The following is a 20338-nucleotide window of genomic DNA, read 5'->3' as shown; positions in this document are numbered from 1 at the left end:
CGGCGTGAGCAGCGTCAGCAACAAAAAGCTGCTGACCCACTCGCTGGCCTCGCTCATCGACCAGGCCCTGCTGAGCGGCCTGAACTTCGCGCTCGGCCTGGTGCTGATCCGGCTTGCCACCAAGGAATCCTACGGCGTTTACTCGCAGCTTTACGTCGCCGGTATTTTTGCCTCCACCGTGGTCGAAGCGCTGATCACCGGTCCCCTCACCACCATCGCTCCCGGTAAAACGCCGGAACAACGTGCGCGCCTGTCGACGCTGCTGCTGCGCTTCCAGTGGCAGCTCAGCATCGGCCTGGCCCTGCTGTTTGGCGTCGGCAGCGCGATCGTCGCCAAGGTCGCCGCCATCGACGCGCATCCGATCCTGCTCGGCATCGCCTTTGCCATTTATCTGTTCGCCAATGCGCAGCGCGAATATCATCGCAGCATCAGCTTCATCGAAGCGCGGCCACGGCGCGTGCTGCATACCGACGTCGCCTACGCGCTGGCAGTCGCTGTCGGCGTCGGCGTCCTGCTTCTGATCGGCTATTTCACGGTGCCCGCCATCCTGCTGGTGATGGGTCTGGCGAACATTGCCGGCATGTGGCGCAGTACCGATCATGGCTATGCGCGTGCACAACACGATCCGGTCGCTTTCCGCGCCGCCGTTGCCGAAGTCATGCAGCGTGGTCGCTGGGCGCTGCCGGGCGCACTGGTGGCTTGGGCCACCAACTACAGTTACCTCTATCTTGCGGCCGCGTTCCTGGGCGTCGCCGCCTCGGCCGACCTCAACGCTTCGCGCCTGCTGCTGATGCCGATTTCGCTGTCGGTGCTGGCCTGGTCGCGGGTGGCGCGTCCGATGGTCAGCCGCCTGTTCGCTGCGCGCGACTGGAAGCATCTCGACCGCCTTGCCTGGGCCTCTGTGGCCGGCATCGAAGTGCTGACCGTGCTGTACGTGATTGTCCTTTGGCTGGCGCTGCCATGGCTGCAAGCCCATGTACTGGGCGCCAAATACCATGGGTTGGAACCGATGGTGCTGGCCTGGGGCGGTTACTTCGCCATCAACGCGGCGCGCTGGATCGGCTCGTCGTGGATGACCAGCAACGACCAGTACAAGCTGCTGCTCTTGAGCGGCGTGGCTTGCCTGGTGATCATGCTGATTTCGGCGGCGGTGTTCATTCCGCTGTACGGCGCCTGGGGCGCGATCCTGTCGCTGATCATCGTGGAAGCCTTCGATCTGCTGCTGATCTGGGTAGTCTTCCTGCCCATGCTGCGGCGTAAAAACGCGAGCGCACAGCCATGACCGCTCCCATCGACATCAGCATCTGCATCTGCACGTTCCGCCGCCCTGCGCTGCTGGACCAGCTGCTGATGGCCTTGACCGAGCAGGCCTGCGACGGCCTGCGCGTGGAAGTCGTGGTGGTCGACAACGATCCGGCCGGCTCAGCGGGGGAAGTCCTGCGCGGCTGGCAAAGCCGCATGCCCATGCCCTTGCACGCTCGCCACGAAACCACGCCCAACATCGCCCAGGCGCGCAACGCCGCAGTTCATACGGCGCAAGGCGAATGGGTGCTGTTCATTGACGATGACGAAGCCCCCGACGCCGACTGGATCCGCCATCTGGTGCAGACGCAGCGCGAGTACAACGCTGACGCCGTGTTCGCACCGGTGCTGCCGCGCTACCTGGCCGACACACCAGACTGGATCCGTACCGGCGACTTCTTCAACCGTCGCCGCTTTGCCACCGGTACCGCCATTACCACCAAGGATGCGCGCACCGGCAACGTGCTCATCCGACGCAGCAAACTGATGGTGATGCCGGGACCATTCGACACCGCGTTCGGCCGCACCGGCGCGGAAGACACCATGCTGTTCCGCGACATGCTGGCCCACGGGGCCAGCTTCATCTGGTGCGACGAAGCCACCGTCAGCGAAGAAGTGCCGGCCCAGCGCGCCAATCTCAACTGGCTGCTGCGCCGCTCTTATCGACTGGGCCAGACCTATGTATTGTCGGAGATCGCCCGTCTCGGCGGCCTGCAGCGCTTCCTGCGGGCGACCCAGCTGGGCGTGCGTGCGCTTGTCCAGTTGCTGATCGCTGCCGGCGTCACGCTGCTGGCCCTCCCTTTTTCACGCATTGCGGCCGTTCGCTGGCTACGCACGACACTGGCGCAATGCGGCAAGTTAAGCGCCCTCGCAGGGCATCGATATCATGAATACGGCAACTGAATCCACGACGCCATCGGCGCCCTCGTCGCCATCTCCGTCGCCCTCCCGGTCGGGATCGGTGTTCGGCAACATCGATCCGTTCGTGGTGCGGCTGCTGATCGTCATGAGCATGACGTTCTCCCTGCTGCCGCCCGGCTTCAACTGGGGCCACACCGATCCGCAAGGCAGCTATGCCGAGGGCTCGCTGATCTTTCAGATGGAGTTCGGTTCGGTGTTTCTGCTCGGCGCCTGGCTGGCCTGGCGCAACCGCGGCTGGAGCTTGCGCCACATACTGCATCTGAATCCCATGCTGATCGCCATCATCGTGTACTGCCTGCTTACCATCGTGTGGTCACCCTACCCGGTGGTCACGCTCAAGCGCAGTATCCAGCTGATCGGCCTGACGCTGGTCGGCATCGCGATCTCGCCGCCGATCGGCGGCAAGCATCAACTGATCCGTACCATGCTGGGCACGCTCATGGCGCTCATGGCGGTGTCCTTCGTGGTGTCGCTGGTGCTGCCTCGCATCGGCGTCGACTATGAACTGGGCGGCGCCTGGCGCGGCATCCTGACGCAGAAGAATACGCTCGGCGCCATCTCTGGCCTGTGCGTGGTGTTGTGGATCAAGGAAAGCCTGGGCACCACCTTCCCGCGTTCGATCTGCTATTTCGGCATCCTGTTCAGCCTGTTCATGCTGGTGATGGCCAAGAGCAGCACCGCGATCCTGGTGGCGATGCTGGGCACCGGCATTTACCTGCTGGTGCGCCGGCGCTACCTCAACGGTGAATTCGACGGCCGCCGCCTGACGCTTTCGCTGGTCGTGGTGGTGCTGGTGTGCCTGCACATGTTCTATGTCGCGCAAGGCCGCCTGCCGGAATGGAATGAACTGTTCGCGCCCTTCGGCGCCCTCTTCAACAAAAGCACCGACCTCACCGGCCGCACCGACATCTGGCGCCTGGTGCTGCTGGAAGTGCAGCGCCACCCGGTCTTCGGCATCGGCTACGGCGCTTTCTGGCTGGGCGAAGGCAGTCCATCGCAGATGATCATCAATGCCTTGCACTGGATCCCGCTGCAAGCCCACAACGGCTATCTCGACATCCTCAACGAGCTCGGCATCGTCGGCCTGGTGATCATGGCCGGCGTCTTCATTTTCCACATTCTCAATCTCGTGAAGATGACGCGCATCGACCGAGAAGAAGCAGCCATTCACTGGGCCATGTTGATCCTGATTCTGATCAGCAACCTGTCGGAAAGTGAAATGTTTCGCGGCGTGCTGTTCCAGAATATTTTCTTTATCTATTCCTCGACGGCGATTTCCGCGCGCATCACCGTGCATCGCATGGAAAAGGCCGAGGCGGCGCGACTCGCGCAAGCCGAAGCGGGGGCAACACCATGAACGCATTCACACGGCTCCACGCGCTGACGCTGACAATAGCGACCGCCATCGCCGCTTTAGCGCCGCAGGTCCAGGCGCAAAATCCGCCTGCCGCATTCACCACCGGCGACAACGGCATCTCCTACTTCACCTTCGCCATCGATGAAGACAAGCTGGGCGGCGCCCCCGATCGCTCGGCCATGAACCAGCCGCTCGACGCCGGCTCGCGCATTTTCGTGCGCAACGGCCATTTCTACCGCGTCGGCGCCGACAATCGCCCCAACACCAACGATGACACGCGCGTGCGCCTGTACGGCATCAACCTCAGCTTCGCCACCAACTTCCCCTCCGACGCCGACGCCGTGCGGCTGGCCCAGCGTCTGCGCAAGCTCGGCATCAACGCGGTGCGCCTGCATCACATGGACAGCAGCCCGGGTGTGCAGGAAAACCCGCCGCGCAGCCTGCTGACGCCGGGTCCTTATCCGAGCTTCAACCAGACTGCCGTGACGCGCTTGCGCAACTTCATCGCCGCATTGAAGCAGCAAGGCATCTACGTCAACCTGAACCTCCATGTCGGCTATCGTTTCCGCCCCGACGTCGACCAGTTGCCGCCGCTGGACGGCAAGGCCGAATCGACGCCGCTCGGTGCGCCACTGCATGTGTATTACCCGCGCATGGTGGCATTGCAGGAAGAGTACGCGCGCCAGCTGATCCGCGGCCTCGGCCTGCGCGGCAATCCGGCGCTGGCGATGGTCGAGATCAACAACGAATCCTCGCTGCTGGCCGCCTGGCAGCGCCGTGAATGGACCGAAGCCGTGCCCAAGGCCTACGAGGCCGAGCTGCGCAAGCAATGGCAGCAATGGCTGGTCAAGCGCTACGGTTCCACCGCCAAGGCCTGCGCGACCTGGAACACCTGCGTCTCCAGCGACTCCGTCATCCAGCTGCTGACGCCGACCGATGCCTCGCAGATCGGCCAATGGCGCGATCGCCTCGACGGCAAGCTCAAGTCGCTGACCGAGAAAGTCCTCGGCCCCGGCGACCCCGGCACACCCAACACTTCCGGCGAATCGCTGCGCATCCGCGACTTCCTGATGTTCCTGGCCGACACCGACCGCGCTTATTTCAACCGCATCCGTCAGGTAGTGCAAACGGAAACCGACACCCTGGTGCCGGTGACCGGCACCCAGATGGGCTACGGCGGCGTGCTCAATTTCGATTCGCAGGCGCAGATGGATTACATCGACGAGCACTTTTACATCGACCATCCTGACTTCCCCGGCCCGGCCTGGGACCGCAACGACTGGCGCATCCACAACAGCGCCGCCAGCGACGGCGAACTCAATCGCCTGCTGGCGCTGTCGCTGCGCCGCGATGTGCGCAAGCCCTTCGTGGTGAGCGAATACAACCAGCCTTTCCCGAACAGGCAAAGCAGCGAAATCCAGCCGCTGATGGCGGCTTTTGCAGCGTCGCAGGATTGGGACGGCCTGTTCTTCTTCGATTATATGGACGGCGACAACTGGGCCAATACACCGTCCGCGTTCACGCTCGCCGGCGACTGGGGCAAATACGCCGCTACCGGCCAGAGCGCCATGCTGTTCCGCAATGGCCTGGTGGCGACGCTACCGACCTTGACCGCAATTCCGTTTGGCGCCGATGCGCGTCGCGCCGTCGCCGCCGCGCGTGAACCGGGCGCCTTCGAGTCGCATCTGGCGGTGCGCTACGGCGTCAAGCCGGAACTGGCCACGCAAGCGCGTCTGGGCATGGATCTGAGCGGCGCCGCCAAGCTGGCGACGCAAACAGCGTTGACAATGCCGCTGCGCGCGCCCAACGGCGAATTTGAATTCGACGCCCAACAGCGCACCATCCAGTTGCGTATGCCGCAAGCGCGCGGCTTCTTCGGCTTCCTGATGAAACGCCGCGTGGGCGACGACAACGCCGCCGTCGAATTGCTCGGCAAGAGCCGCGGCTTTACCGGCGTGCTGCTGACCGCGCTCGACAACCGTCCGCTGGCGTCGTCGCGACAGATCCTGATTTCCGCTTCGAGCGCCGTGACAGGCACCCAGCCCGGCTCGATGCCGTCGCGGCCGAAAGAACTGGTGCGCTACAAGAACGATCCGAAATGGTGGACGCTGGAGCGGGACGCCGGCATGAACGACAAACCCTCGGGTCCGCGCGATGTTGAAGGTCCGGTCTGGATGGAGCGCAACGAAGCGCGCATCACCCTGCGCACGCAGGCGCGCCGCATCGCTGTCTACCCGTTGGACGGCAGCGGCAAGCGCCTGGCTGCCCTCGATGCCGGCCGTACGGCGGTAAGCAATGGCGTGGCGACAATTCATATCCAGGCCGATATCGCCCAGGCCAGCCCATGGTACGAGGTGGTAACCGATGAGTGACGCCCTGCTTCCAACCATGTTCACCACGCGCCGGCTGGCCTGCGTCACTGCGAGCGCACTCGGCATGCTGCTGGTTGCTCCGGCTGCCCACGCCACCGCCGAATACGCATTGCAGAGTGGCCTGAGCTGGTATCGCATCGACAACCCTTTCATGTTCCCGAGCAACAGCGACAACAAGCTCAAGACTTCGGATTCGGCCTGGTCGACCGACGTGCGCGGCGCGTTGTTCCTGCCGCTGCCGAGCGAACGCACCAACCTGCAACTGACGGCGTCGCTGTCCAAGATGCATTTCGGCAGCGGCTTCGGCAACTACAACGACCTCAGCGGTGGCGGTCCGTACACCCTGAACAAGGACAAGAAGCAGTTTGAAGGCATCTACAACTGGGAATACAGCGACCTGTTCCGCGGCCGCATCCGTCATCGCACCGATGATCGGCTGTACAACTATTTCGGCGGTGAAATCGGCCGCAGCACAACGTCGCCGCCGCGCGGCATCACCAACGTCGAGCCGGAATTTCCGCACGTGCGCGAAGACAATATCGAAGTCGCCTACCGCGTCACAAACCGCTTCGACGTGCCGCTGACCTGGACCCAGCAAACCCTGAGCTACATGATCCCGGGCCGGGTCGAGATGTACAACATGAACAGCAATGCAATCCAGGCGGCAGTCCGCTACACCGCCGGCACCAAGTCGACGTTTTCGGGCGGCGTGCGGCGCAACAAGGTGCGCTTCCCGAATCGCACGCCGGACGAGATTGCCGATTTCGACTCCGGTTACACCGACACGGAGCTGTTCACCGACACCGCCTGGCGTTTTTCCGAGAACACTGTGTTCATCGGCCATCTCGGCACCATCGCGCGGCACTTCAATACGGTGCCCAACCGCGACAGCCGCCTGGTGTCGGCCGAGCTCGGCATCGACTGGCACTACTCGGCCAAGACCACCTTCTACGGCCGCATCTGGGACCGCCCGCAAGCCAACGACGAGGCCGACAGCCGCCTCTATGTCGTAACCAAAGGCATACAAGGCCGCGTGGTCTGGCAAGCCACGCCGAAGACGCGCGTGTCGTTGCTGAGCTCGCTGGAGTCGCAGAAATCGGCCGGCTTCGCGACCAGTCAGATCAGCACGCCGACCAGCGGCAACGACCAGCTGCTGCGCTTGGGTTTCCGCTACGACTACGACATCACGCGCCGGCTGGCTTTCCGCATCGACGCCATGCGCGAGCAGACCACCTCGAAGTCGGGCGGCAATGTCGATTACCGGCGCAGCACGGTGCAAGTCAGTCTGAACTACACCTTCGACAACATCACCGGGCCGTTCATTTACGAAAACCAGCAGGGCTACAATCGCGCTCGCCAACAAATTGAGGATCTGCGATGACCGCCAACGCGCTCGCCAGTGCACGACCTTCGTTCGACTACATCCCCGGCCTCGACGGCCTGCGCGCCTGCGCAGTGCTGCTGGTGCTGGTGGCGCACATGGGTTTCAGCACCAGCATCCCGGGCGGCTTCGGCGTGACCGTATTCTTTTTCATCAGCGGCATGCTGATCACGCGCCTGCTGTTGGCCGAGCATGCACAGAACGGCCGCATCGCGGTCGGACGTTTTTATGTACGCCGGCTGTTCCGGCTGTATCCAGCGTTGCTGATCGCGGTGGCGCTGGGCGCGCTGGTGTTCACGCTGGCAGGTGGCATCATGAGCTGGGGCAAAGTGTTCGCGTCGTTGTTCTATTACGCGAATTACTACGGCATCTTGGTGCATTTCGGCCAGGGCCGCGACGGCTTCGATCCGTTCAGCATCCTGTGGTCGCTGGCGGTGGAAGAGCAGTATTACCTGGTCTTCCCCTTCGTCTGCGTGGCGCTGCTGGCAGGTGCCGCGAACCTGCGCCGGTTCGCCTGGGTGCTGGCGGCCAGCGTGGCGCTGGTGCTGTTGTGGCGCGTGATCGTGCATCACAACGGCGGCAGCAGCGACTACATCTACATGGCCACCGACACGCGCATCGACTCCATCCTGTACGGCGCCTGGCTGGCGTTGATTCTCGCCAATGACACGCAAAAACACTGGCGGCGTTTTTCGTCCAGCCACATGGTCCAGGCGGTCTGCCTGCTGTTGCTGCTGGCGTGCTTCACGCTGCGCCATCCGGGCTTTCGCGACACGCTGCGCTACTCGCTGCAAGGGCTGGCGCTGATGCCGCTGGTGACCGCGATCTGCTTCACCGACAAGCTGACGCCGCTGACGCGCCTGCTGGAAACCAAACCGGCGCGGCGCGTGGGCAACTGGTCGTACTCGCTGTATCTGTATCACCCGATCGCCATCGTGATCGCCGAGATCTGGTGGGGACCGGGCAGCATCGGACCACAGCGCGTCGGCTGGCACATCTTCCCTTACTTCGCGGCGACGGCGGTGCTGCTATCATTTGCACTCGCGGTTGCGTCCTATAACTTTGTCGAAAAGCCCTTCCTGCGCTGGCGTCGCCGTTTCGGCGCGCATGTGGTCGCGAATTAGGGCAACGATTCCGGAAAAATCCCATGCCCGATTCCGCCTCCAAACTGGCCCTGCGCATCAGTCGACGACTGGCGCAGCATGCGTTCAAGGAAATATTGCCGCTGCGCGCCGATGTCGGTGTGGTCAGCTTCACCTTTGACGACGTGCCTGCTTCCGCTTGCGTAGCCGGCGCCCAGGCGCTTGAACGACACGGCGCGCGCGGCACCTTTTACGTCGCCGGCGGCCTCACCGATGCGCTCGAAGAAGGCAAGCCCTGCCATTCACGCGAGCATCTGCGCACGCTGCTGGCCACCGGCCACGAACTCGGCTGCCACAGCTACTCGCACGTCCGCTGCGACACGCTCACCGCTGCCGAACTGGAGCAGGAACTGGACCGCAACGCGGCTTTCCTGGCGGAACTGGGCGTCGATCCGCGCACGCTGAATTTCGCTTATCCATTCGGCGCCTATGCCTACAACGCCAAACGCATCTGCGGCAAGCGCTTCCGCTCCAGCCGCATCACCGGCGGCGGCACGCATGAAGATTCCGCCGACCTGAACGCTCTAAAGACACATCGTCTCTATGACGTGCACGTGGACGCCGAAAACTACGACGCGCTGCTCCAGCGCACGGTGCGCCGCAAGGGGTGGCTGATTGTGAATACGCATGATGTGGAAGATCCGCCGAGCCGCTACGGCTACACGCCCGAGCGACTCGAACGTGCGGTAGCGGCGGCGCTTGCAGCCGGCTGCAAGGTGTTGCCGGTGAATGCCGCTATCGACTATCTGCAGCAGTACGCCGCCCCCGCAAGCGCCTGACCAGCGAGCGCAGGATCTCGTTGGCGCGCGCCCGTTCACGCAGGCGACGGTAGGTCCGGTCCAGCGTTACCGCCAGCTTGCCGCGCAGGCTATGGCCCTGCTGGCCGGCATACAGTGGCAGGATGTGGTCGGCCCACTGTTGCTTGTAGGCTTCGTCCCCGACCGTGAGATCGAACAGCGCCAGGCCTTGGGCGATGCAATCGCGCACCACCGCATCGAGCAGGATGCGTCCCACGGAATAACGCCCCCAATCGCCGTCTTCATACCCCGGCATCAGCCAGTAGAAGCGTTTGCCGTAACGAATGCCCCAATGCGTGGCGACCAGGTGCTCGTCGACGTACAGCGCTGACACCACCACTGCGCCGCCGCCCAGTCCCTGTGCGGCGAGGTCTTGATAGAAGGATAGATACCCGTCTTCCGCAAACAAATCGCGGCTGCCTGTTTCATGCCAGCGCCGCGCCTTTTGACGCGCCATGGCGTCTACCACTTGTGCGCGCTGCGGCGGCGATGTATCGATCAGCAATTGCACCGCGCCGAGCTCGCCCAGCCGGCGCAATTGCCGGCGCGTATCGGCGAAGACCTTGGCGCTGCGCTGCTTCTGGAATTCTTCAAAGCTGCTCGTCAGCGTCGCCACATGGGCCTGTTCGGTATGCTGCATGCCGGCCAGCGTGGCCAGCGGATTGGCGACGCCTTCAACGTGCAGCGGCATGCGGCGCGCGCGAAACACGTCGACGCCGCCCAGCAGCCGCACGATCAGCGGCCACAATGCAGCAAAAGCCGAGACATCGAAATCAGCGCGCAGCAAGGGCGCGTTATAGTCGGTGACTTCACCACCGAGGAACCCGGCAATGCGCAGGCCGTATTGACGTCGCCGCCCCAGCGGCAACAGCATCAGGGTGTGATCATCGGCATCGGTCAGCTCGACCAGCAGGACTTCCCAGCCCTGCCGCCGGCCCAGGTTCTTGTACCAGGTCGCCAGCCAGTCGTAGCCCTGGAAGCCGTAGCAGGCGCACACATCCTGCGCGGCGCGCCAGCGTTGCTCGGCCTGTTCGAAGGAAGTATGGACGCGGATGGCGACGCCGTCGGCAAAGCGCCCCGCGATGTCCGGGGCCAGCTCGCTGAGCAAGTGTCGGGATACGGCGTTCACCATGGCTGCATGCGCGACGCCCGGCCTAGTAGGCGTTGCGGTCTTTGACGACCACCAGCACCGTGCGCAGAATGATTTTAAAGTCCAGTCCGAGGGACCAGTTGCGGATGTAGTACAGGTCGTATTCGATGCGGCGCTGCATCTTGTCGAGCGTGTCGGTTTCGCCGCGCAGGCCGTTGATCTGGGCCCAGCCGGTGATGCCGGGCTTGACCTTGTGGCGCAACATGTAACCCTTGACCTGCTTGCGGTACAACTCGTTGTGCTGGACCGCATGCGGGCGCGGTCCGACGATGCTCATCGAACCTTCCAGCACGTTGAAGAATTGCGGCAGTTCATCCAGCGAAGTCTTGCGCAGGAAACGTCCGAACGGCGTCACGCGCGCATCGCCGACCGTGGCCTGTTTGATCTCGCCGGTTTGCGGCAAGGGATCGTTGCGCATGGAGCGGAATTTCGACACCACGATCTTCTGCCCGCCGACGCCGTAACGCATCTGGCGGAACACCACCGGCCCCGGCGACGACAGCTTGACGCCGATGGCGATGGCCAGCAGGATCGGGCTCAGCAGCAGCAGGATCAGGAACGACATGATGACGTCGACGAAGCGTTTGAGCAAACGCGTGATGCCGATGAACGGCGTCTCGTAAGCCACCAGCACCGGCGTGCCGGCCATCTCGGCATATTGCATGTGGCCCAGCCCGAACAGTTTGGAATCCGGCACGAAGTACACCGACGCCACCGAGTCATGCAAGGCGTCCACCACCGGCGCGATGTCGCTGGTGCGCGCGTGCACCAGGCCGACGAACACGACGTCGACCGGATTGTGCTCGATCCAGTCGATGGCTTCCATCAGGCTGCCCAGGCGCGGCAGTTCGGAGCCGACGCGCTGCGTTCCCTGGCGGTTGTCAAAGAATCCCACCGGCGTGATGCCCAGCATTTTTGAGGCCTGGAACGACTCCGCCAGGCGCTGCGCATCCTCGCTGAAGCCGACGAAGATAGCGGTGCGGCGCTCGCCCTTGCCTGTATACATGCGCAAGGCCCACCAGCGGCATCCCAGCGAGGTCAGCGTCAACGTGAACGGCGTGACGGCCAGCCACAGTATCATCACCACGCGCGAAAACTCGGGGCCCGTTTTGGTCAGATACAAAGCCAGCACCACCACAAAGAAGGTGCCGATCCACAGCTTCACGATGGTGCTGAAACGATGCACCATGAGTGCCGCGTTGTCGACGGCATAGCGCCGCAGGTCGCTGAAGACGATGAAGCCGGTCACGCCGGCGACGGCAGCGACGAAATTGAAGGTGGCGAAATCCGCCCATTGATAAATCGCGACGCAGATTTCCAGCGTCAGGATGATCGTCAACGCATAGGCTGCGCCGATGGCCAACCCGAGCAAGGTAGTGTGGTGGTTGCGCTTGTCTGTGTAAAAGCTCAATGGCCGCTCCCTGTCTTCTGCTTGTCATTGATTGTACGCTGCAGCCGCTGTTGTTTCCGTTCACGTCGCAGCAGTCCGGCGAACTTCGAGCCCTGCACGATGTAGCGACGCCACAGGCGACGCGGTTCCGAAGCGAGACGCCAGAACCATTCCATGCCGATCTTTTGCATCCACAGCGGCGCACGCGACTTGAAGCCGAGCGCGAACTCCATCGCCGCGCCGACGCACATGACGACGCCGGCCTGCATGTTGTCCTTGTGCGCGAACGCCCAACGCTCCTGCTTGGGCATGCCGAGACAGACGAACACAATGCCCGGCCGTACTTCATTCACTCGCCGCAGCGCCTCCAGGCCTTCGTCACCGGTCGGATCAAACCGCATTGACGGGCAATACAGCTCCACCGACAAACCCGGATAGACGCGCGCGAAGGCTTCGGTCAGCATGGCTTCCTGGCCGGGCATGCCGCCGATGACGAATACCGGTAATTTTTGCACCGCCGCTTCGCGCGCCAGTCTGACGAACAGGTCGGAACCGGTGACTCGCTCAGGCAAAGGCGTTGCGCTGAGACGGCTGGCCCAGACCAGCGGCATGCCGTCGGCAAAAATATAGTCTGCCCGCACATACAACTGGCGAAACTGCGCATCGGCATCGAGCCGCACCACATGATCGACATTGGGAGTCACCACGATCGACGGCGGCCCTTCCCGGTGGGCGGCCAGTTGCATCAATTGCGTGGCTGCGCCGGTGAAACTCGCGGCACAGATATCGAGTCCGAACAGGGAAGACGTCGGGAAGGCGGTTTGTTTAGTCATGCGTTCCGGCGAAGTAAGGAGGCGATTCGAATCAAAGAGCCCGGTATTGAATAGTCACTTGCCACTCAAATAGTTGACCATATTGCACCACTAATTTGATATCATTTTAACAATATTACGAAGCGCGCACGCGTTATTTGACCTAAATTTACTCATTAATTCTTGATTTGACTGTCTGTATCAGACAGCATACGCAAGCATAAGCAAGACTGAGCCCGGCTACAAATTTATTTACACACGACAAGACATGCACAAGGAAAACCTTATGCAAGACGCTCAGAAACAGCCTCTTGAGCCGGTGGAAGCGCCTCCAGCGACCAATCCGCGCATTGTGCCGCTGGTCATCATTTCACCGGTGCGCGACGAGTCGCAATACCTGCGCCTGACGATGGACTCGATGGTGGCGCAGACGTTCCGCCCGCTGGAATGGATCCTGGTCGATGACGGCTCAGCCGACGCCACCCCGGACATCGTGCGTGAATACGCCGAGAAATACCCGTTCATCCGCCTCGTGCCGCGCCAGAATCGCGGCTTTCGCAAGCTGGGCGGCGGCGTCATCGCGGCCTTCAACTTCGGCGTCGAACACATCCAGAACAAGGATTACCAGTACATCGCCAAGCTCGACGGCGACATGTCGTTCGGTCCGCAATACCTGGAACACATGTTCCGCAAGCTTGATGAAGATCCCAAGCTGGCCGCTGTATCGGGCAAGGTCTATCGTCATGAAGACGGCCAGTTCATCGAAGAAAGCCATATCGACGAACAGGTCGCCGGCCAGTTCAAGCTGTACAAACGCACCGCGTTTGAAGACATCGGCGGCTTCGTCCAGCATCTGTCGTGGGACGGCATCGACGTCCATACCGCGTGGATGAAGGGCTGGAAAACGTTCTGCTACTACGACCCCAAGGCATGGCTGTGGCATCACCGCATCATGGGCTCGTCCGACAAGCACATCTACGAAGGCCGCTTGCGCTGGGGTCGGGGCAACTGGTACATGGGTTACCACCCGCTGTACGCGATCGCCACCGGCGTCAACCGCATGCGCGAAAAGCCGGTGGTCATCGGCGGCCTGCTGATGATCTTCAGTTATTTCTGGTCCGGCCTGCGCCGCCTGCCGCGCTACGAAAACCTGGAGTTCCGGCGCTATCTGCGTCAATGGCAGATGGCCCGCCTGAAGAACCACTTCTTCGGCAAAAAATGACCAACACGCTCTTTTCGCTTCCATGCCGATACTGACCGCGCTGCCTGCCGACCGGACCTTCGATCTCTGCGTGGTCGGCGCCGGTCCCGTCGGATTGACGCTGGCGCTGGAAGCTGCGGCACGCGGCCTGCAAGTACTACTGCTGGAATCCGGCGGCGCCGCCAATAACCCGGCGACGCAGCAATGGTCGCACGCCACCGTACTAGACCAGCAAGCCCACGCGCCCATGGAACTGGCGTCGAACCGCGCACTGGGCGGCAGTTCATGGTTATGGGGCGGACGTTGCGTACCATTCGAAGCGATCGACTTCGAACCGCGTAAGTACGTGCCGCATTCCGGATGGCCGTTTACGCTGGACGAGGTGCTGCCGTGGTACGACAAGGCCGCCGACTACCTGGACTGCGGCACGGCGCAGTTCCGTCAGGCCCCGCAGCACTGGCCTGAAATGAATGAAATCGAACTGTCGCAACTGGAGCGCTGGGCGCGCCAGCCGAAGCTGGCCGGCAAGCTCGGTCCGCGCGTGCTGGCCTCGCCCTGCATCCATATCCTGTTCGACGCCACTGTCACCGGCATCGTTTTCGACGACGATCAGCGCAGCGTCAGATCGCTGCAGGCGCGTCACAAGAATGCCACCATGACGGTACAGGCGGCCCACTACGTGCTGGCCGGCGGCGGCCTGGAAACCACGCGTCTGCTGCTGTCCGCGCAGCAGGGACATCCAGACCTGTTCGGCGGCCTCGGCGGACCACTCGGCCGCTATTACATGGGCCACATCTTCGGCAGCATCGCCAGCCTGACGCTGACGCAGCCGGGGGATTTCGCCGATCTCGATTTTTCCGCCGACGACACCGGCACGTATGTGCGCCGCCGCTTCACCGTATCGGAAGAAGCGCAGCGCAAGCATCATGTGCTGAACACCTCGTTCTTCGCCGACAATCCGCCGTTCTACGACGAGCGTCATCGCAATCCGACGCTGTCGCTGGTGTTCCTCGGGTTGTCGTTCCCGGCCATCGGCCGCCGCATGATTTCGGAAGCGATCCGGCTGCGGCACGTAGGGCCACCGCCGTACCGCTACGGCGCGCATCTGCTCAATGTCCTGCGCCGTCCCTGGCAAGCCGCCGCCGACGTGCTGACCATCCTGCGCCTGCGCTACGTCTCGCCGGTGCGCAAGCCTGGCTTCGTGCTGCGCAATCAGGGCGGCACGTATGCGCTCAACTACCACGCTGAACAAATTCCCAATCCGGATAGCCGCGTCACGCTGAACCGGGAGTACGACGCCCACGGCATGCCACGCCTGACCATCGACTTCCGCTATCTCAAGGACGATGCTGAATCTGCGCTCAAGGCCCACGAGATCCTGGATCGGCAATTACGCGCTGCCGGCAAAGGCAAAGTCGAATACCACCGTTCGCCGGATCAGCGCATCGGTCACATCCTGGAACAGGCCACCGACGGTTTCCACCAGGTCGGCACCACGCGTATGCACGATGATCCGCAACTGGGCGTGGTGGATCGCGATTGCCAGGTGCATGGCGTCGCCAACCTGCACATCGCCTCGAGCAGCGTTTTCCCGACCACCGGCGAAGCCAATCCGACCTTTTTGGCAGTGGCCTTGGCAGCCCGGCTGGCGGATCGGCTGGTTCAGCGTCTGAGCACGCCGGTCGCGCAAGATGCAGCTGCGTCGACGAGCACCCCTCTTCTCTTCCAACCTGGATCCCAGCGCATGCAAACCATTCGTATCCCCGGCACGTCGCTCGACGTCAGCCGGCTGTCGTTCGGCACCGCCAGTTTGCATCATCTGTTCAAGGGACCGCAGCGGCAGGCGCTGCTGACGGCGGCGCTGGACGCCGGCTTCACGCACTTCGACACGTCGCCGTATTACGGCTTCGGCCTGGCGGAAAAATCGCTGGGGGAACTGCCGGCAGCAGAATTGCAGCGCATCACGATCGCCAGCAAGGTCGGCCTGTACGGACCGAACGGCGCCAGCCCCAGCGTGCCTGAAATCCTGCTGCGCAAAGTCGCAGGCAAAGCCATCCCTGCCTTGAACAAACCGGTGGTCGACTGGAGCATCGCGCGCGCGCAAAAGAGCCTGGAAGACAGCCTGCGCCGCCTGCGACGCGGCTGGCTGGACGTGTTGTTCCTGCATGAGCCGGTGCAGGCGCTGATCGCTACCGATGAATGGCAGCGCTGGCTGGAGTCGCTGGTGCAAGCCGGCAAGATCCGTCACTTCGGCATCGCCGGCGAGGCGCCCATGATCGCCGCCATGCTGCAAGCCGCACCGTCGCTGGCGCAGATTGTGCAAGTACGCGACAGCCTGGACAAGCGTCAGGCCGACGTCCTCGCGCAGCATCAGCGCGCATTGCAATTCACGTATGGGTATCTGGCGGGCGGCGGGCAACCGGGCAGTGATGGCGTGGCGGTACTGCGCCAGGCGCTGCAACGCAATCCGGGTGGTTCCATCCTGGTATCGACGCGACGCGTGGAGCGCGTGGCCGAGCTGGCGCGCGCGGGATCGTAGTCTGAACTAGCACCCGGCAGCCAGCACCAGGTATCGGGCGTCGCTGTCGTAGCTGGCGATCTTCTTCGCCAGTGCGGCGTCGACATGTTCGTACGGCATGAAGCCGCGCCGTTGCCAGTACGCCGCCGAGTTGTTGACCGCCATCAGCGCAGCGCAGGCAAATCCATGGGCTGCGGCCAACTCCCTGATGTAGTCAACCAAGGCGCCGCCCAGACCTGACCGGCGCGTCTGCGCAGTTAACGCGACGTCGTGCAGATACAGGCAATCAGCCTGCGGCGACAAACCATCCAGCAAGGAATTCAAGGCCGGCGGTTGCCCGAGCACGCCCGGATGCGCGATGGCGTAACCGAGCGCGGTCCCCTTCACATCGACCGCAAGCAGGCAGCCCTGAGCAAACAGGCGCAGCCGCTCCGCAAACACCGCCGGCGACTCCGGATAGTCCGGATGCACTTCTGCGGCGATCGCCGTCACGGTCGGCAAATCGGTGTCCAGCATGGCGCGCCAGGTAACACCGTTGCGTACGTCATTGTTCATGTTCTGTGCTCTCCAAAAACAAAAAAAGCCACCGTTGCCGGCAGCTTTTTGTCATGCATCATCGCAGCAGCAATGACACCGGGCCCAATCAGGCGCGCGGACTCAGCAATTGCAGGATGCCGTTGAGCTCGACGCGCACGGCTTCGATTTCGTCCGCTCCCATCGAGATTTCGATGTCTTCGGTGATATCCGACTGGTCTTCATGCAGATGGCCGTCGAGCTTGTTGCGGGCGCCGCTGATGGTGAAGCCTTGCTCGTACAGCAGTTCGCGGATGCGGCGAATCAGCAGCACTTCGTGATGCTGGTAATAGCGGCGGTTGCCGCGCCGCTTGACCGGTTTCAGCTGGGTGAACTCCTGTTCCCAGTAGCGCAGCACGTGCGGCTTGACGCCACACAGCTCGCTGACTTCACCGATGGTGAAATAGCGTTTGGCGGGAATCGGCGGCAATACGATCACCGCAGGTTTATTGACACGTTCGTTCATGGAATGGGATTACGTTACACAGCAGCAAGGGCGAGAGGCTGGCCGCTCGACATCTCGACCATTTCCTTGAGTTTCTGGCTGGCGTGGAAAGTGACAACGCGGCGCGCAGTAATCGGAATCTCTTCGCCCGTCTTCGGATTACGACCCGGACGCTGCGGCTTGTCGCGCAACTGGAAATTACCGAATCCAGACAGCTTCACCGCTTCGCCACGTTCGAGCGCATTGCGAATTTCATCGAAGAACGTTTCAACCATGTCCTTCGCTTCGCGCTTGTTGAGACCGACCTGCTCGAACAAAAGTTCGGCAAGTTCTGCCTTGGTCAGCGTGGGGAGGTTTTTTTCCGCCTGCGAGCGCACCTCGGATTCGAGTACCGCGCGTTGCAGGTCGGCATCCAGCACAGATTGAAATTCGTTTGAATTCACGTTGTTCATGACGGGTGAGTCGCCTCTTACCGATTTATAAATTGTTATGTACGCAATCTGGCGGCAAGCTTACCCGTTGCAGCGGCTACGATAGCGGCCATTGCAGCGTCAACTGTGTCGTCCTGGAGTGTGTTTTGAGTATCTTGCAAGGTGAATCGGAAAGCAAGACTTTTTTCGTCATTTTCCAAGCCCTTTCCTTGATATTCATCAAATAAAACAATGGCTTGGATGATTCCGCACGCAGCGTTGCGCTGCTGTTCCGCAGCGAAAATATCACGCAATTCCTGGACCTGAACAGCCTGCTTGACGACCAGTGCGAGATCGCGCGTGACCGCCGGGAATTTGGAGATTTCCGCGTAGGCCGGCACGTCGCGTTGCTGCAGCGCCGCTGCATCAATCTCGAAGACGACCGGCGCCAGCGGCAGGTCGTATTTCTGTTGCAGGCGCGGATGCAGTTCGCCGATCAGGCCGATGTTCTTGCCGTCCAGCTCAACCTGGGCCGAACGTCCCGGATGCAGCGAAGGATGCTCGACGCGGGCGAAGCGCAGGACGCGCGGCGCGAACAAGGCTTCCAGATCCGCCTTGACGTCGAAGAAGTCGACGTTGCGGGTATCCTGCCCCCATTGCTCGTCAGCCACCGGTCCATAGGCCAGGCCGGCGACGCGCTTGGGTTGGTGATAGCCGGCCACTTCCAGCGGGCCGTCCTGCACTTGCGCATCACGATGGAACACGGCGCCGATTTCAAACACCCGCACGCGGTTGGCCTTACGGTTGATGTTGTAGCGCACGTTGGCGACCAGGCTGGCGATCAGCGAGGAGCGCATCACGTTCATCTGGCTGGCGATCGGATTGAGCAGCTTGATCGGCGCCTGGTTGCCGGCGAAGTCGGCTTCCCATGCGCTCTCGACGAAGCTGAAATTGACCACTTCCTGATAGTCGAGGTCGGCCAGCAGATGACGGATGGCGAACAGCGAACGAACGTTTTCCGGCGCGATCTTCATCTCGCTGGCGGCCACCGGCGGCAAGGCCGGGATGTTTTCAAAGCCGTACACGCGCGCGATTTCTTCGATCAGGTCTTCTTCGATTTCGATGTCGAAACGGAAAGACGGCGGCGTCACCGCAAACAGGCCGGGCTCTTGCGTGAACTGCAGGCCGAGGCGGGTGAAGATGTCGGCGATCATGTCGTCGGTGATGGCCACGCCGATCACCTTGGTGGCGCGCGCAGTGCGCACCTTGACCGGCTCGCGCTTGGGCAGGTTGACGATCTGGTCGTCGACTGCGGCGACCTTGGTGTCGGGCGTGCCGCAGATTTCAATCAGCAAGGCGGTAATGCGCTCGATGTGTTCGACCACGGTGGCGAAGTCGACCCCGCGTTCGAAACGATGCGCGGCATCGGTCGAGAAGTTGAAACGGCGCGCACGGCCTTGGATCGCCTGCGGAAACCAGAACGCGGCTTCGAGATAAATATTCGTGGTCTCGAGCGAAACGGAAGTCGCGTCGCCGCCCATGATGCCGGCCAGCGATTCGAGTTCCTTGTCGTCGGCGATCACGCCGACCCATTCGTCGACTTCAACGGTGTTGCCGTTGAGGAGCTTGATCTGTTCGCCCTTCTTGCCCCAGCGTACGTCGAGGCTGCCGAGGATCTTGTCCAGGTCGAACACGTGCGACGGACGACCGAGTTCCAGCATGACGTAGTTGGAGATGTCGACCAGCGCCGAGATCGGGCGCTGACCGCTGCGCTCGAGGCGCTGCTTCATCCATTGCGGGGTTGCCGCCTTGGCGTTCAGGCCGCGGATCACGCGACCGGCAAAGCGGCCACACAGATCCGGCGCGGAAATCTTGACCGGCAGTTTTTCATCGAGGTTGACGGCAACCGTCTGGAACGTCGGCTGCTTCAGCGGGGTATCGGTCAGGGCCGACACTTCGCGCGCCACACCAAGCACGGACAGGCAATCGGCCTTGTTCGGGGTCAGCTTGATGGTGAACTTGAGGTCGTTGAGCAGGAAGTAATCGCGGAAATTCTGGCCGACCGGTGCATCATCCGGCAACTCGAGCAGGCCGCCGTGATCTTCCGACAGCTTCAGTTCGCGCGCGGAGCACAGCATGCCTTGCGACTCGACGCCGCGCAGCTGGCCGACCTTGATCTCGAACGGCTTGCCGTCGGCGCCCGGGGGCAACACGGCGCCTGCCATCGCGCAAGGCACCTTCATGCCGACGCGAACATTCGGCGCGCCGCAGACGATGTTGAGGATGGTGCCGGTCTTGACATCCACCTGGCAGACGTTGAGGCGATCGGCGTTCGGATGCTTGGCGACTTCCAGCACTTCGCCGACCACCACGTTGGAGAACGGCGGTGCGACCGCTTCGACTTCTTCCACTTCCAGGCCCGACATCGTCAGCATGTGCGACAACTCATCCGAAGTCATCTTCGGATTGACCATGGTGCGCAACCAGTTTTCAGAGAATTGCATGATGAATACTTTCAGCTATCGTCCGCTTGCGTGCGCGCGGACATTCAGACAGTTCGCGGGGCG

At 62.4% G+C, this 20338-nt stretch carries 16 protein-coding genes; 9 read left to right on the top strand and 7 right to left on the bottom strand.

Annotation, left to right across the window (positions count from 1 at the left end; translation table 11 throughout):
* Positions 1-4: 4 nt before the first annotated feature.
* The 7 genes from ACIROY_RS11915 to ACIROY_RS11885 are packed head-to-tail and all read left to right on the top strand — an operon-like array spanning position 5 to position 9254.
* On the top strand, positions 5-1282 hold the full coding sequence (locus ACIROY_RS11915; RefSeq protein WP_402272915.1) for a lipopolysaccharide biosynthesis protein: 1278 nt from the start codon (positions 5-7) through the stop codon (positions 1280-1282).
* Positions 1279-2205 (top strand): glycosyltransferase, encoded by a 927-nt coding sequence (locus ACIROY_RS11910; protein ID WP_402341694.1) that lies wholly within the window; start codon positions 1279-1281, stop codon positions 2203-2205. The genes ACIROY_RS11915 and ACIROY_RS11910 overlap by 4 nt, the downstream gene beginning before the upstream one ends.
* The gene (locus ACIROY_RS11905; RefSeq protein ID WP_402272919.1) at positions 2189-3580 is read left to right on the top strand and encodes an O-antigen ligase family protein; all 1392 of its coding nucleotides are present in this window, start codon (positions 2189-2191) and stop codon (positions 3578-3580) included. The genes ACIROY_RS11910 and ACIROY_RS11905 overlap by 17 nt, the downstream gene beginning before the upstream one ends.
* Positions 3577-5952 (top strand): capsular biosynthesis protein, encoded by a 2376-nt coding sequence (locus ACIROY_RS11900; RefSeq protein WP_402341692.1) that lies wholly within the window; start codon positions 3577-3579, stop codon positions 5950-5952. The genes ACIROY_RS11905 and ACIROY_RS11900 overlap by 4 nt, the downstream gene beginning before the upstream one ends.
* On the top strand, positions 5945-7333 hold the full coding sequence (locus tag ACIROY_RS11895; protein WP_402272925.1) for a hypothetical protein: 1389 nt from the start codon (positions 5945-5947) through the stop codon (positions 7331-7333). Before ACIROY_RS11900 ends, ACIROY_RS11895 begins: the two co-directional genes overlap by 8 nt.
* Positions 7330-8457 (top strand): acyltransferase family protein, encoded by a 1128-nt coding sequence (locus tag ACIROY_RS11890; protein ID WP_402341691.1) that lies wholly within the window; start codon positions 7330-7332, stop codon positions 8455-8457. Before ACIROY_RS11895 ends, ACIROY_RS11890 begins: the two co-directional genes overlap by 4 nt.
* Before the next feature lie 23 nt (positions 8458-8480).
* Positions 8481-9254: a polysaccharide deacetylase family protein gene (locus tag ACIROY_RS11885; RefSeq protein WP_402341689.1), complete on the top strand. Its 774-nt coding sequence runs from the start codon at positions 8481-8483 to the stop codon at positions 9252-9254.
* Here the strand turns inward: ACIROY_RS11885 and ACIROY_RS11880 are convergent.
* The 3 genes from ACIROY_RS11880 to ACIROY_RS11870 are packed head-to-tail and all read right to left on the bottom strand — an operon-like array spanning position 9211 to position 12645.
* Positions 9211-10404, bottom strand: coding sequence for a GNAT family N-acetyltransferase (locus ACIROY_RS11880; protein WP_402341688.1), 1194 nt, complete (start codon positions 10402-10404; stop codon positions 9211-9213). The genes ACIROY_RS11885 and ACIROY_RS11880 overlap by 44 nt on opposite strands.
* Positions 10405-10426: 22 nt before the next feature.
* The gene (locus tag ACIROY_RS11875; RefSeq protein WP_402272935.1) at positions 10427-11833 is read right to left on the bottom strand and encodes an undecaprenyl-phosphate glucose phosphotransferase; all 1407 of its coding nucleotides are present in this window, start codon (positions 11831-11833) and stop codon (positions 10427-10429) included.
* Complete coding sequence (locus tag ACIROY_RS11870; protein WP_402272938.1) at positions 11830-12645, bottom strand: WecB/TagA/CpsF family glycosyltransferase; 816 nt, start codon at positions 12643-12645, stop codon at positions 11830-11832. The genes ACIROY_RS11875 and ACIROY_RS11870 overlap by 4 nt, the downstream gene beginning before the upstream one ends.
* A 265-nt stretch (positions 12646-12910) precedes the next feature.
* Between ACIROY_RS11870 and ACIROY_RS11865 the strand changes: the two genes are divergently transcribed.
* Positions 12911-13846 (top strand): glycosyltransferase, encoded by a 936-nt coding sequence (locus ACIROY_RS11865; protein WP_402272940.1) that lies wholly within the window; start codon positions 12911-12913, stop codon positions 13844-13846.
* A 22-nt stretch (positions 13847-13868) separates the two neighbouring features.
* Positions 13869-16364 carry an aldo/keto reductase gene (locus tag ACIROY_RS11860; protein ID WP_402341686.1) on the top strand — a complete coding sequence of 832 codons (2496 nt, stop codon included), beginning with the start codon at positions 13869-13871 and terminating at the stop codon, positions 16362-16364.
* A gap of 6 nt (positions 16365-16370) precedes the next feature.
* Here ACIROY_RS11860 and ACIROY_RS11855 read toward each other — a convergent pair whose 3' ends face one another.
* The 4 genes from ACIROY_RS11855 to pheT all read right to left on the bottom strand — a co-directional run bounded on the left by ACIROY_RS11855 (position 16371) and on the right by pheT (position 20275).
* Positions 16371-16898, bottom strand: coding sequence for a GNAT family N-acetyltransferase (locus tag ACIROY_RS11855; protein ID WP_402272944.1), 528 nt, complete (start codon positions 16896-16898; stop codon positions 16371-16373).
* Positions 16899-16986: 88 nt separating this feature from the next.
* The gene (locus ACIROY_RS11850) at positions 16987-17382 is read right to left on the bottom strand and encodes a MerR family transcriptional regulator (protein WP_402272946.1); all 396 of its coding nucleotides are present in this window, start codon (positions 17380-17382) and stop codon (positions 16987-16989) included.
* A gap of 14 nt (positions 17383-17396) precedes the next feature.
* The gene (locus ACIROY_RS11845; RefSeq protein WP_402272948.1) at positions 17397-17813 is read right to left on the bottom strand and encodes an integration host factor subunit alpha; all 417 of its coding nucleotides are present in this window, start codon (positions 17811-17813) and stop codon (positions 17397-17399) included.
* 35 nt (positions 17814-17848) lie between these two features.
* Positions 17849-20275 carry a phenylalanine--tRNA ligase subunit beta gene (gene pheT, locus ACIROY_RS11840; RefSeq protein WP_402341684.1) on the bottom strand — a complete coding sequence of 809 codons (2427 nt, stop codon included), beginning with the start codon at positions 20273-20275 and terminating at the stop codon, positions 17849-17851.
* Between the last annotated feature and the right edge of the window lie 63 nt (positions 20276-20338).

It is taken from the genome of Herbaspirillum sp. NPDC101396, assembly GCF_044767365.1.
In the GTDB taxonomy this organism is placed as follows: Bacteria; Pseudomonadota; Gammaproteobacteria; order Burkholderiales; family Burkholderiaceae_D; genus Herbaspirillum.
Note: the sequence above shows the minus strand (reverse complement) of the source record. Positions and strands in the feature narration are given on the sequence as shown.